We start from the raw sequence: 12,035 nt of genomic DNA on the forward strand, positions 1-12,035 counted from the left end.
GAGTCCTCAGGCAGGTATGACACGCTCTGTCAAGGAGTGCCAGAAGCCCTCCCCCGGCTGCTTGGCAAAGGCCTGGCCCAACAGGCCCGCCCAGAACGCAGCATTGCCGAAATCCCCCCGCCAGGCCCAGAGGCGGCGCGTGGCGAAGTTCAGCGTATGCTCATAGGTGAAGCCGATGGCCCCATGCACCTGATGCGCAATAGAGGTACCGTTGGTCACGGCTTCGCCCGCGCAGACCTTGGCTGCAGCCACGCTGAATTCTGCGCTGGGTGCCACCAGGCGGTTGACATGGGGCATGTCCTTGCAGGCCATGACCGCGCTGGCGCGGGCCACGGCGACCTCTCCGGCCATCAGGGCCAGTTGCTGCTGGATGGCTTGGTTCTTGCCAATTGGCTTGCCGAACTGCACGCGGTCCTTGGCGTATTGCACCGATTGGTCCAGGGCGAACTCCAAAGCCCCCACCATCATGGCGGCGCGGGCTCCCGCGCCCAGCACCTTCACCGGATCGGCCAGATTGGTAAAGGGATTCGTGAACAGCGTATGTACGGGGGCCTTAGACAGAACCAGCCGGTCGGCCGCCATCTTGGAGGTATCCGTGCCCTGCTCCACGCACACGCCGGCCGCTGACAGATCGACCACGACCAGTTGCCCGGCATTGATGCCAATGACGACGAAGCCGGCGTGGCGCACCCATTTCACATTGCACAGTACTCCGGTGAGCGTCGCGGCATCGGCGTCCAGGACCAGAGACTGCTGCGCCTGGTCGTATGAAGCGATGGCCATGGGCCGGTCCGTGGTAAGGCCGACATTCCCGGCCGACAGGAGCAGATGGGCGATGGCGGTCTCGGCCACCGGCACAGGCGCCTGGTAGTAACCAAGGTTGTGGAGCACCGGGTAGGCATCTTCCCAGGTGGCTTCGATGCCGCCCATTTCTTCCTTGCTGAACAAGGACGTGAAGCCCGAGGCTACGACCTGGAGCCACAGTTCTTTCGGGAAGTCGCCCGCTTCCACTTTTTCAATCAAGCCTTTGTCGACTTCATTGGCAAACAGCCTCTTGGCTGCATCGGCGATAAATTCGTTACTCATCTCAGTCCCATTCCCCTGGCAATGATTCCACGCAAGATCTCCCGGGTACCGCCTCTCAACGAGAACGAGGGAGATGCCATCAGCAGGAAGTTCATGACCTTCTCCAGGTTCGACCCCGTGCCAATGTGTTCTCCGAATTTGTCGTGGGCGATGTTGGGAATGGACTGCTCCATCAGAGCACCCTGATCCTTGACCACCGAGGCGGCCAGGGCCGGGTCTTCTCCCCTGGACATCATCAGCGCAATGCCTTGTGACATCTGGCGCAGGGCTGCGTACTTGGCGATCAACTTGCCGATGGCCACCGTTTGATCGGTGGACTGCGGGTCAGCCGCATCGATCATTTCAATCAGAAGCTGCGTGCTGCTCAGAAAGCGCTCCGGCCCGGAGCGCTCGAACTTCAGTTCGCTGGTCACCTGCTTCCAGCCCTCGCCCTCCGTGCCTATGAGGTTCTCGTCGGGCACGAAGACATCGTCCAGCACCACCTCGTTGAAGATATGGGTGCCCAGTTGCGAGTAGATGGGATTGACCTTCAGCCCCGGGCGATCCATCTCCACAAGGAACTGGGTCATGCCGGCATGTCGGTCCTCGGTCTTGTCCCGCGTGCGGACCAGCGCCACCATGTACTGCGCATGGTGGGCGCCAGAGGTCCAGACCTTGGTGCCGTTGATCTTCCAACCGCCCTCCACCTTGACGGCCCTGGTACGGATCGAGGCCAAATCGGAGCCCGAGTCGGGCTCACTCATGCCGATGCAGAACGCGCATTCGCCGCTGACGATCCTGGGAACGATCCTCGGCGCCAGCGTCTCGGCCGCGTAGCGCATCAGCAAGGGCCCCATCTGCCGGTCTGCCGACCAGTGCGCCCCCATGGGTGCCCCTACCGCCAGCATCTCCTCCAGCATCACGTAGCGCTCCAGCATGGAGCGCTCAGCCCCGCCGTACTTGCGGGGCCAGGTCATACCCAGCCAGCCCTGCTGGGCCATTTTCCGGGTCATTCCGGAATCGCGTCCCGTCCAGTTATGGGCACGCTGCTCCTTGGAATAAGCAGCCATATGCTCGGCAATGAAGGCGCGAACCTCTTGCCTCAATGTCTCGCATTCCGGTGGCAGCTCACCCAGTTCGATGTGCAGTCCGTCCATGTTTCTCCCAACTTGTTTGCCGTCAAACAAATATATATATTCACAACATCGACTGTCAACTCAGTAGAAACGTGAGCCAACACATTCAAGGAGCAAGCATGGGACCTCTCAAGGGCATTCGCGTCATCGACCTCACCTCCGTGGTGCTGGGGCCGATGGCCACACAGGTACTGGCCGACTACGGCGCAGACGTCATCAAGCTTGAAGCGGTAGAAGGAGACCTGATGCGCGCCAACGGGCTGTCGCGCAACCGCAGCATGAGCTCCACCTTCATGAACCTCAATCGCAACAAGCGGTCCGTGGCGCTCAACCTTAAGACCTCCGAAGGTCTGGAGGCCGCCAAGGCCTTGATTCAGTCAGCAGATGTACTGGTCCACAACATGCGAACCAAAGCGATCAACAAGCTCGGTCTGGGTTATGAAGATGTGGCCCGGATCAACCCCAGCATCGTGTATTGCGCGGCGACCGGCTTTGGCGACGATGGCACATATTCGGGCCAGCCCGCCTTCGATGATGTGATCCAAGGCGCTTGCGGGCTGGCCAGCCTTGTCGGCCACGAAACGGGCAAGCCCGAGTACCCTCCCACACTATTGGCCGACAAGGTCGCAGGCCTTGCGACGGCCAACGCCGTAATGGGTGCACTGGTGCACAAGATCCGCTCCGGCGAAGGCCAATACGTGGAGGTGCCCATGTTCGAGACCATGGTCGCCTTCACCATGACCGAGCACATGGGAGGGAATGGTTTTCAGCCTTCTATCGGACCCGCCGGCTACTCTCGCCTACTCAAGGGAGGCCGCAAGCCGACTCCCACCAAGGACGGCTATCTGGCGCTGCTGCCTTATACGGAAAACCACTGGAAAGCGTTCTTCTCGGCCCTGGGCCGACAGGATCTATTCGACAAATACGACCTGACGAACCGACATGAACGCAACAAGCGCATTCAAGAGCTGTATGCCGATCTTCGCTCCGTCACCGTCAACTTCACCAGCCAGGAATTGATGACTCTGTGCCGCAAGCTGGACATTCCCGTCACGGAAATCTTCAGCATAGACAACATCCACGAACACGAGCACCTCAGAAGCGTGCAATTGTTCGAAGTCCTGGAACACCCGACAGAAGGCAACGTGGTGGCCATTCGCCCTACGGCCCTCTTCAGCAAAACACCCTCTAGAATTACCCGCCATGCGCCCAACATCGGCGAACAGACCGATGAAGTACTCGGCGAGCTGGGCTACTCCGCGGACTTCATCCTCCAGACCCGAAAATAAGAATCCGTAATGTCTGCAGAACTGAAAACCTCGAAAACACAGATCCAACGCAAAGAAGAAGCTATTCGAAAAATTCTCGATGCAGCCGTTGACCTGATCGTGGTCCGTGGAGTTAAGGATTTGACCATGGCGGAAATCGGCGTCCATGCCGGCTACAGCCGCGGCCTGCCGCACCAGCATTTCGGCTCCAAGGAAAACCTGATCGAGGCAGTTCTGCATGCCATCATTGGCCGCTTCAACCAGCGACTCAGGGGGCGGCAACCGCCTGCGCCCGGCATGGAAAGCATCAAGTCGCTGGTTTCGACCTATCTGGAACGCGATGCCGAAGGCTGGAAGGCCTCCAAGGCCTTCATCATCCTGATGGCCGATGCTTCACTCATCAGCACCCGGCACAAGACCCTGATTCAGAAGCACAACCAGAAAAATATTGAATTCATCCTGAAGCATCTGGAAATTGAGAAGACCCAGCGCCATATCGAGTTCAAGATTCAGGAAAAAGACATCGCCACGATCATCATGGGCACAATGCGAGGACTGGCCTTGCATGCACTTAATGAAGAGGAAGTCGATTTCTCCTTGACCGCCCAATCGCTCAATTATCTGCTTGATGACTTGATGGTCAAGTAGGGCATCCTGCCTGCCGCTTTCAATGCGCCAGGGCCTTCACCATACTCAGACTTTCCTAGACTTCTCCAGGATGGACTTGAAACGGTTGAATTCCTTGCGCTGGAACTCTCCCATCTCATCCATGGAAATGGACAAAAATTCTCCGGGGCGTGATGCCTCATATGCCTTGCCTGCATCGGAAGCCTGAAATTTTGCCACTGCAGCGGCAAACTCCTTGATCCAGCCCGCGTCCGTTCCCTTTTTCATATAAAGGGAAGTCCAGACGTATGTTTCGAAATCTTTATATCCCAGCTCCATCATGGTCGGGACCTTGGGCAACTCCTTGTCGCGCTTGTTCCCCGTAGTGGCCAAGACATTCAACTTACCGCCCCGGTACATCTGCAAGATGCCACCTATATCATTCAACCCCATTTCCAGCCGGTTGCCAATGATATCCGTCACCATAGGCGACCCACCCTTGTAATTCACCGGCGACACCTCGACACCCAATGCCTGGGAAAGCCACTCGGAAATCAGGCGGTATCCATCCGAATAATTACCCACAGCCAGCGGCGCTTTGATTTTTCTGTATTTTTCCTGAATATCCTTTATCTCATTGATGTCCGAGCCTTTTCCAGAAATCATGGCCACCGAAGAAATTCCCATGCCGTGCACCGGCACAATTTCCTTGAACGGGTCATAACCCAGGTTGGGATTGACGGCCGGATTGACCGCAACCACTGAGTTGCTGGCCAGCAGAACGGTGTTCCCGTCCGCCGGTTCAGCCAAGACAGTTTTCACGGCAATCAAGCCACTAGCGCCCGGCTTGTTTTCTACAACAATACTCCTATTAAGTATCTCACCCAATTTTTCGGCATAGAAGCGAGCCCCCTCATCCGATCCACTTCCTGCCGTGAAGGGAACGATGATTCTGATCGTTTTAGGGGCTGCGGCAACCACTTGCGGTATCAGGAAACTCCCCGCACCAGCCAGCAGCGATGTATTAAATATCCGTCTCTCCATCACTATATCCTTTGAAGATTCACGAAACACAGGATATCCCGCCAAGACAATCGATTAATAAAGTTCATTTTTCACAAATGATCCAGGCAGGGAAATAATTCTCATCCAGCCAACGCTTCACGCAGGATTTATTTTCGCCTTCTCTGCCACTTTTCTGAAACGTTCGTATTCAGCGCGTTGAAATAATCCAAGAGCTTCCAGTTTTTTGTCCAAAAACTTTCCTGCGCGCGCCCCCTGATAATCATTGGCTTCCTTGGTCTTCTGCGACTCAGAAATAGCCGTTGCCAAATCCTCCATGACGGATCTTGGCGTTCCCATCTTCATCGAAAAAGCAGACCACACATAGGACTCCATTTCCATATACCCCAGTTCACGCATCGTTGGAATATGGGGTAAAAGATGGTCACGATCCTTACCAGTGATGGCTAGGATCTTGATTTTTTTTTGATTTCTCCAAGGGAGCCACACCGGTAATATCGTTGAGCCCGATATCCAATCGATTTCCAATGACGTCTGTGACCATTGCCGCGCCGCCCTTGTACGGTACGGGAATTGACTGGATATTCAGTACTTGGGACAACCACTCGCCCACTAGCCGATATCCTTCCGAATAATTTCCGATAGAAATGGGGGACTGGCTATTTTTGTAGCGGGTCGTCAGATCGGAAAAGGAGTTAATTCCGGATTCATTGCCGGTCAATACCGCAGGCGACGAAATGGCCAGTCCATGCAAGGGCAGGAGCTGTTTGAAAGGGTCGTACCCAAGATTTTTCACCATCACCGGATTAACCGAGATCAGGGAATTGCTGCCCAACAAAATGGTATTGCCATCTGCAGGCTGCCCAATGACCTCCTTCACCGCCAGCAACCCACTGGCGCCGGGTTTGTTTTCGACAATCACCGGCCGCTTGATGGTCCTGGAAAGCTGATCTGCATAGAAGCGCGCGCCGTCATCCGAACCGCTACCGGCACTGAACGGCACGATGATCCGGATGGCCTTGCCCTGCGCCAGGGACAAATATGGGAAAACCATGGCCGACGTTGTCAGTGCCAAGTTCTTGGAAAAATCTCTACGTTTCAACTCGACTCCTTCGGGTCTGCGCGCTCACCATGAAACCCTCAAGTGACGCGAACTGAGCAATTTTCTAAATATTTGCTTGCTGGATAACAAACATAAATTTACAGACAAACCATGCGCACCAAAACTAGTAAAAACACCACAAACCTCAGGTCTGTGCTTGCTCTGGATCAAGCAAGCCGGACCATGCACAAGCTTGCTCCTGGACCTTATTGCTTCTCGATTCCAGCTTCGCGGAGGGACTTGGCCAGGCTCACCTGCTCACTGGCTAGGAACCGGCCATAGTCCTCAGGACTCCCTCCATAAGGCTCCGCGCCGCTGGCTTCAAGCTTCTTCAGGAATACCGGATCTTTGATGGCCTCGTTGACGACCGTATTGAGCCGTTTCACAATTTCCTTGGGCACCCCCACAGGGGCCACGATACCGTTCCATGCTGTCAGTTCGATATCAGGGATGCCTGTGGCCTCCGCCACAGTGGGAATGGTCGGCAGCAAAGAGGTCCGTACTTTGGATCCCACCGCCAAGGCCGTCAGTTGCTTACTCTGCAGGAAAGGGAGCACCGTGTTAAGCGTAGTCATAAAAGTGTCGGTCTGGCCACCCACTAGGTCTGTGAGCGCAGGAGCTGTGCCCTTGTATGGAACATGTGTCAGCTTCATACCCAGACGCGACTCCAGCATCGCAAAGGCCAAGTGGTCAATCGTCCCTGCACCTGAGGACGCATAGTTCATCGTGCCTGGTTTGCTCTTAGTCAGCACAACAAACTCCTGGATGCTCTTCGCGGCCACTTTAGGGTGCACCGCGATTACTAGCGGAACTCCCACAGTCCGCACTACTGGCACAAAATCCTTCATCGGATTGTGGGTAGCTGACTTGTAGGCCAATGCGCCCAGCAGGAAGGATGACGTGTTATAGAGCAGCGTGTACCCATCCTTGGGCGCATTCGCCGCCATCGTCGAAGCAACGTTCCCGCCTGCACCGGGACGGTTTTCCACCACCACCGGTTGCCCCAGCCTCTCACCCATGTACTGAGCAAAGAGCCGCGCATTCACGTCGGTGGGTCCACCTGCCGGAAACGCTACCAGCATCCGAATGGGTTTGTCGGGATAAGTATTGCCTTGCGAGAGCGCAAGGTCAGCTCTTAACAAGGCAGCACCCGCGACCGCACCTACCACAATAAGTTTGTATATGGCACTCATGATTGTCTCCTGTCGTTGTAATGGCTCGACGTCAAAGGTCGTCGCCTGCGCAAATCCGGCTCTAGGACGCAATGCGGCCTGACATACATGCAGATACCTCTTCGAGGACCTCATCGGTGTGTTCGCCAAGCAACGGCACCGGGCGCGCCATGACCGGAGGTGTTCGCGACCAGTTACCCAGACCAGCCATCTCGATCAGTGGACCTTCGGTCGGGTGGTTGCGATACTTAAAAAATTCCACAGCCTCCAGGTGCGGGTCGTGCATCAAGGTCTCCAGCGTATGCAGAGGCATCACGGGAATATCCTGATCCGCAAGCGCATCCAACCAATAGGCGCTCGGCTTGGTGCACAGATAGCTAGCAACCTCGCCGTAAAGCTCGTTGATGTGGCTGGTGCGAGCTTCGATGGTTGCAACCCTAGGGTCATTGCGGTACTTTTCGTCTGCCCCCACCAACTCAAAGAAGGAACGCCAGTGCTTGGTGGCGTACAAAACGGTGCAGACGTGACCGTCGGCAGTGGCAAAGGCCTTCCGCGATGGTGACAGCAGCCGTTTGTAGCCCATGTCACCTGCGGGAGGCTCATAGGTATGCCCAGCCATGTGCTCGCTCATAACGTAGGGCACCATCGTCTCAAACATCGGGATCTCTACCGCCTGCCCTTCCCCGGTTTTCAGCCGGTGGATGTATGCCGCCAAAATAGCCGTCGCCGCAGCCTGGCCCACAACTCTGTCCACGATGGCCAACGGCACATAGTGCGGCACCCCATCTCCCACTTCCGCAATCAAGCTCGGTATCGCGCATACCGCCTGGATCATGTCGTCGTAAGCCGCGCGGGACGCATATGGACCCTTCTGACCATAGCCAACCAACGTGACATAGATGATGGAAGGATTTACTCGGGCGAAGTCTTCATGGGACAAGCCCAGCCGAGCGAGCGCTGCCGGCCGAATGTTGCTCACAAAGACGTCAGACGTCCGCGCGATGTCCAACAGAGATTTGTGAGCCTGAGCGTCCTTCACATCCAGTACAACACTGCGCTTGTTGCGGTTAACGTGCAGAAAGCCAGCGCTCATCCCTGGATTCCTCATCGGCCCCAGATGGCGGATCGTATCGCCCTCCGGGGGCTCGACCTTGATGACATCAGCCCCCAGATCCGCAAGTATCTGCGTCGCAAAAGGCCCCATCAGAACAGAAGTCATGTCCAGAACGCGCAGCCCATTCAGTGATCCTGCCATATAGCTCTCATCTCCCTAACTTATATCGCCTGCACGAACTCGCAAAACGATGCTTGCTGCCCAAGTGCACCCTCACCCACCCGCCGATACCAGTACGTCTCAGAGCCGTGAGTGATTCGCCATTCATGCAGACGGCGCGTAAAGAGTTGCAAGTCATACTCGGCAGTGATGCCGATGGCTCCATGCAGTGCGTGTGCCGTATTGGCCACTAACAGGGCCGCCTCACTGGCTCGCCCTTTAGCGATAGCGGCCAAAATCATGTCCGGTACCAACCTATCCCCACTGAAGGCCACTTGCGTCGCCAAGCTCGCGGCCACAATATGCTCGGCCATGACCGCCAACTGATGCTGAACTGCCTGAAACTTGCCCAGGGGTTTACCAAACTGCACCCGGTCGTTGCAGTACTGCATCGTCAGGCGGAATACTTGCTCCATGGCACCACATAGCATGGCGGCGTAACTTGTCGCGACGAAAGCACTTAGCTCCGCACCAGTGCCAGAGATAGGCACGCACACATCTGCCGGCCAATCAAACGAGGCCAGTTGGCTACCCCACAACCCAGCGGCCGAGCAAGAAGCAGAGGCCACTGGCAGCAAAACCAGCCCTAGCCCACTCGGAGCAAGCACATGTCCAGCCACGGCGCCAAAAGACACATTTGCACAACGCACGCCGCCGTCCGGCAATGCCACTGACGAAGATGCCAGTGCGATAGGCCCACTCGGCAGGCTGGCAGGCGTGGCCGTCAGCACTCTCGCGATAATGGTGTCGGCCAACGGCAGTGGTGTCGCATGTGCTCCCAGCAGATGGAAAATACCGTACAAGTCCGACAGGGACAGGCCCGCACCGCCCTGCGCCTCCGGCACCAAGAGCTCCAGATAACCCGCTTCCTCTAAAACATCCCAACCCCTGCCCATCGCACTCCCCGCTTCCACCTTTCGCACGTATTCGGGAGTCACCTCAGCCTGCAAGATCCTCTGTAATGCTTCAACAAACATAACAACTCCTCAGCGAAGGCCCAGACCGCGAGCAACCATGCCACGCAGAATCTCTCGCGTTCCCCCACGCAGGGAGAAGGATGGCGCAATCAGGCTCAGATAATTCAGTGCGCGCAGCAACTGAGGCTCAACCTCTTCCGGAGCTATTGACCCCAACACGGCCTCCAGCACCGCAGGTATCGACTGTTCGAACTCCGTGCCCAAATCCTTCATGAGCGCCGCCTCGATCAATGGACTCTCGCCTGCAGCGAGCTTAGTGGTCAGCGCAATGGACATTTGCCGTAGGGCAGTCATATGGGCAGCAAACCGCCCCAGCACCACCAATTCCTCACCACTTACGGCACGCGAGCCTTGCTGAATACGCAGAAAGTCCATCCATGCATTCAATAGGACGGCACTTGAATAGAAACGTTCAGGACCGCTGCGCTCCAAGGCCAACTCCGCGTTCACCTGGGTCCATCCCTGGCCTACCTGACCAACCAGTGCCTCGTCAGGCACGAAGACATCGTCAAGCATCACTTCATTGAAGTGGGCATCGCCGGACAAATCGACTAGAGGGCGTACCTCTACGCGCGGCGATTTCATGTTTACGATGAATTGAGACAGCCCCTCCTGCCGGTCTTCAGGGACGCCGGAGGTCCGCACCAGAGCAATCATGTAATCGCAATGCTGTGCGTTAGTGGTCCATATCTTTCGCCCCTGCAGCTTCCACCCGCCCGGCACACGTGTGGCACGTGAGCGAATACTTGCCAGATCGGAGCCCGAGTTGGGCTCACTCATCCCAATGCAGAAAAAGGCTTTCCCTGCGCAAATGCGCGGCAAATAGAAATCGCGCTGCTCTTGCGAGCCAAATTTCAGGATAAGAGGCCCACTTTGCCGTTCGGCCACCCAGTGCGCGGCGACAGGCGCGCCGACACTGAGCAACTCCTCCACTAGCACAAACCGCTGCAAAGGTGTCATGTGCGCGCCGCCATATTCCTTTGGCAACGTCACACCAACCCAGCCCCGTTTGGCCAAGCGCCAACTGAAATCAGCATCGAACCCCATCCAGCTACGCGCTCGTCGATCTACGGACGGATTGCCAAGATGTTCGCGTAGAAAACTTCGGACCTCTTCACGCAGGACCTCAACGTCAGAAGGCAAGGAGGCAAACTTGAGAGAGACTAGCAAATCAACCATCGGCTTGAAAGCACGTCGTGCCCGCAGTTACTTTGATGGGCGAATGCTATTGGAGGAGCTTCCCGCTTGTCTAATATCGTATTTCTCCGCCACCATACCGAGTCAGTATGACTATTCATGGTTTTCCAGTAACGCCTATATGGCGAGGCCCTGCCAGGGAATGGCTGTGCCTCCGTGGAGCCGCCGCCTATGATGGACCTCAAGCGCATTCGAAACTTCGTCACCTTAGCCGAGGCTGGCAGCTTCCGGCGGGCCTCTGAGCGACTACACCTAGCACAACCACCCCTATCAGTCTCCATTCAGAAGCTCGAGGCTGAACTTGGCACTAGGCTCTTTGATCGTGGCCCAGCCGGAGTGACTCTCACCGTTGCAGGAGAATCCGTGCTGCGGGAAGCAAAACGCCTGCTTTTTTTTTGAACGCCAAGTGATCACTGCGGCCCACGACGCTATCTCCGGGATCGGAGGCACGCTCCGCATTGGATTCGTAGGGACTACCACATTCGGCATGCTCCAGCGTCTGCTGCCGGCCTACCGGGCGCAATATCCCGCCGTCGAGCTCAAACTGCAGGAAGCACCATCCGTCTCCATTGTTGAGCAACTTGAGCACGGCTCGCTGGACTTGGGCCTTGTACGCGCACCAGTGATGGCTGCGACCTCTACCACGCTCGTTTCCTTGGAACGTGAGAGCCTCATCGCCGCCTTGCCCAAGGACCATTTCTTGGTCAAGCACACTGCCATTCGTCTGAACGATTTGTCCGGAGAGGCATTTCTTATGTATGCCGAGGGAGCCGCCACAAGCCTGCGCTCCCTTGTGATGGCCGCCTGCCAGCGCGCGGGGTTCATTCCCCGAATCACCCAGGAAGCCACCCAGGTGCAAACCATACTGGCCCTTGTCGAAAGCGGCCTGGGCGTCGCACTCGTGCCATCAGTCATGCGCCGCTACGCCAGTGACGTAATTGCCTATCGGGAAATTTCAGACTTGGGGCACGACAGCTGGATGGGCCTGTCGCTTGCCTACATGGCGGATGCCGAGCCACCTGCTGCAGTCAAGTTCAGAGAAGTTGCACTGCAAACAATGGCAACTGAGGTTGCCCCTGAAAACCGGAGTATTTAGATGTTCAGTCCCACAGTGAGCTGGTGCGGATGAAGTCTAAAGCGGCTTAGATCTTTTTCCCACGCCTCGCACATCGCACGGAATGGTGTCTTCCACCTGAGCGCTTTCAAGTGCTTGCCG

General features: G+C 56.6%; 13 protein-coding genes and 1 pseudogene. 4 read left to right on the forward strand and 10 right to left on the reverse strand.

Annotated elements, in window-relative coordinates:
* Positions 1 to 6: 6 nt before the first annotated feature.
* Positions 7 to 1,086: an acyl-CoA dehydrogenase family protein gene (locus tag V8Z78_RS26455; protein WP_003054594.1), complete on the reverse strand. Its 1,080-nt coding sequence runs from the start codon at positions 1,084 to 1,086 to the stop codon at positions 7 to 9.
* Entirely contained in the window at positions 1,083 to 2,222 is a 1,140-nt protein-coding gene (locus tag V8Z78_RS26460; protein ID WP_003054593.1) for an acyl-CoA dehydrogenase family protein, read from the reverse strand. The genes V8Z78_RS26455 and V8Z78_RS26460 overlap by 4 nt, the downstream gene beginning before the upstream one ends.
* Before the next feature lie 98 nt (positions 2,223 to 2,320).
* Here V8Z78_RS26460 and V8Z78_RS26465 point away from each other — a divergent pair, with 98 nt between their 5' ends.
* Complete coding sequence (locus V8Z78_RS26465; RefSeq protein WP_349732466.1) at positions 2,321 to 3,490, forward strand: CaiB/BaiF CoA transferase family protein; 1,170 nt, start codon at positions 2,321 to 2,323, stop codon at positions 3,488 to 3,490.
* 9 nt (positions 3,491 to 3,499) lie between these two features.
* Positions 3,500 to 4,117 carry a TetR/AcrR family transcriptional regulator gene (locus tag V8Z78_RS26470; protein WP_080553882.1) on the forward strand — a complete coding sequence of 206 codons (618 nt, stop codon included), beginning with the start codon at positions 3,500 to 3,502 and terminating at the stop codon, positions 4,115 to 4,117.
* A gap of 45 nt (positions 4,118 to 4,162) precedes the next feature.
* On the opposite strand, the gene V8Z78_RS26475 is transcribed toward V8Z78_RS26470, so the two are convergent.
* The 7 genes from V8Z78_RS26475 to V8Z78_RS26505 form a co-directional block, all read right to left on the reverse strand.
* Positions 4,163 to 5,119 carry a Bug family tripartite tricarboxylate transporter substrate binding protein gene (locus tag V8Z78_RS26475; protein WP_349732467.1) on the reverse strand — a complete coding sequence of 319 codons (957 nt, stop codon included), beginning with the start codon at positions 5,117 to 5,119 and terminating at the stop codon, positions 4,163 to 4,165.
* Between the two features lie 117 nt (positions 5,120 to 5,236).
* The gene (locus V8Z78_RS26480) at positions 5,237 to 5,587 is read right to left on the reverse strand and encodes a tripartite tricarboxylate transporter substrate-binding protein (protein WP_502878881.1); all 351 of its coding nucleotides are present in this window, start codon (positions 5,585 to 5,587) and stop codon (positions 5,237 to 5,239) included.
* Complete coding sequence (locus tag V8Z78_RS26485; RefSeq protein ID WP_349732469.1) at positions 5,532 to 6,200, reverse strand: tripartite tricarboxylate transporter substrate binding protein; 669 nt, start codon at positions 6,198 to 6,200, stop codon at positions 5,532 to 5,534. The genes V8Z78_RS26480 and V8Z78_RS26485 overlap by 56 nt, the downstream gene beginning before the upstream one ends.
* A 206-nt stretch (positions 6,201 to 6,406) precedes the next feature.
* The gene (locus tag V8Z78_RS26490) at positions 6,407 to 7,393 is read right to left on the reverse strand and encodes a Bug family tripartite tricarboxylate transporter substrate binding protein (RefSeq protein WP_003054584.1); all 987 of its coding nucleotides are present in this window, start codon (positions 7,391 to 7,393) and stop codon (positions 6,407 to 6,409) included.
* A gap of 61 nt (positions 7,394 to 7,454) precedes the next feature.
* On the reverse strand, positions 7,455 to 8,627 hold the full coding sequence (locus tag V8Z78_RS26495) for a CaiB/BaiF CoA transferase family protein (protein ID WP_349732470.1): 1,173 nt from the start codon (positions 8,625 to 8,627) through the stop codon (positions 7,455 to 7,457).
* A gap of 20 nt (positions 8,628 to 8,647) precedes the next feature.
* A complete protein-coding gene (locus tag V8Z78_RS26500) occupies positions 8,648 to 9,622 on the reverse strand; it encodes an acyl-CoA dehydrogenase family protein (protein ID WP_349732471.1) in 975 nt (324 codons plus the stop codon).
* A gap of 9 nt (positions 9,623 to 9,631) precedes the next feature.
* Positions 9,632 to 10,801: an acyl-CoA dehydrogenase family protein gene (locus V8Z78_RS26505; protein WP_349732472.1), complete on the reverse strand. Its 1,170-nt coding sequence runs from the start codon at positions 10,799 to 10,801 to the stop codon at positions 9,632 to 9,634.
* A 192-nt stretch (positions 10,802 to 10,993) separates the two neighbouring features.
* Here V8Z78_RS26505 and V8Z78_RS26510 point away from each other — a divergent pair, with 192 nt between their 5' ends.
* Together V8Z78_RS26510 and V8Z78_RS26515 are read left to right on the forward strand one after the other, a co-directional pair.
* The gene (locus tag V8Z78_RS26510; protein WP_349732474.1) at positions 10,994 to 11,218 is read left to right on the forward strand and encodes a LysR family transcriptional regulator; all 225 of its coding nucleotides are present in this window, start codon (positions 10,994 to 10,996) and stop codon (positions 11,216 to 11,218) included.
* An 88-nt stretch (positions 11,219 to 11,306) separates the two neighbouring features.
* On the forward strand, positions 11,307 to 11,915 hold the full coding sequence (locus tag V8Z78_RS26515) for a LysR family substrate-binding domain-containing protein (protein WP_349732473.1): 609 nt from the start codon (positions 11,307 to 11,309) through the stop codon (positions 11,913 to 11,915).
* On the opposite strand, the pseudogene V8Z78_RS26520 reads toward V8Z78_RS26515, so the two are convergent.
* A pseudogene (locus V8Z78_RS26520) lies at positions 11,912 to 12,035 on the reverse strand (integrase core domain-containing protein); the annotation flags it as partial. The gene V8Z78_RS26515 and the pseudogene V8Z78_RS26520 overlap by 4 nt on opposite strands.

The sequence above is a fragment of the Comamonas sp. wu1-DMT genome (genome assembly GCF_040187805.1).
Lineage (GTDB): Bacteria > Pseudomonadota > Gammaproteobacteria > Burkholderiales > Burkholderiaceae_C > Comamonas > Comamonas thiooxydans.

What these genes read in the sequence shown, in the direction of transcription:
- V8Z78_RS26470 (WP_080553882.1), top strand. Translation starts at nt 3,500, where the DNA reads ATGTCTGCAGAACTGAAAACCTCGAAAACACAGATCCAACGCAAAGAA.
- V8Z78_RS26460 (WP_003054593.1), bottom strand. Translation starts at nt 2,222, where the DNA reads ATGGACGGACTGCACATCGAACTGGGTGAGCTGCCACCGGAATGCGAG.
- V8Z78_RS26515 (WP_349732473.1), top strand. Translation starts at nt 11,307, where the DNA reads ATGCTCCAGCGTCTGCTGCCGGCCTACCGGGCGCAATATCCCGCCGTC.
- V8Z78_RS26490 (WP_003054584.1), bottom strand. Translation starts at nt 7,393, where the DNA reads ATGAGTGCCATATACAAACTTATTGTGGTAGGTGCGGTCGCGGGTGCT.
- V8Z78_RS26495 (WP_349732470.1), bottom strand. Translation starts at nt 8,627, where the DNA reads ATGGCAGGATCACTGAATGGGCTGCGCGTTCTGGACATGACTTCTGTT.
- V8Z78_RS26510 (WP_349732474.1), top strand. Translation starts at nt 10,994, where the DNA reads ATGGACCTCAAGCGCATTCGAAACTTCGTCACCTTAGCCGAGGCTGGC.
- V8Z78_RS26500 (WP_349732471.1), bottom strand. Translation starts at nt 9,622, where the DNA reads ATGTTTGTTGAAGCATTACAGAGGATCTTGCAGGCTGAGGTGACTCCC.
- V8Z78_RS26505 (WP_349732472.1), bottom strand. Translation starts at nt 10,801, where the DNA reads ATGGTTGATTTGCTAGTCTCTCTCAAGTTTGCCTCCTTGCCTTCTGAC.
- V8Z78_RS26475 (WP_349732467.1), bottom strand. Translation starts at nt 5,119, where the DNA reads ATGGAGAGACGGATATTTAATACATCGCTGCTGGCTGGTGCGGGGAGT.
- V8Z78_RS26455 (WP_003054594.1), bottom strand. Translation starts at nt 1,086, where the DNA reads ATGAGTAACGAATTTATCGCCGATGCAGCCAAGAGGCTGTTTGCCAAT.
- V8Z78_RS26465 (WP_349732466.1), top strand. Translation starts at nt 2,321, where the DNA reads ATGGGACCTCTCAAGGGCATTCGCGTCATCGACCTCACCTCCGTGGTG.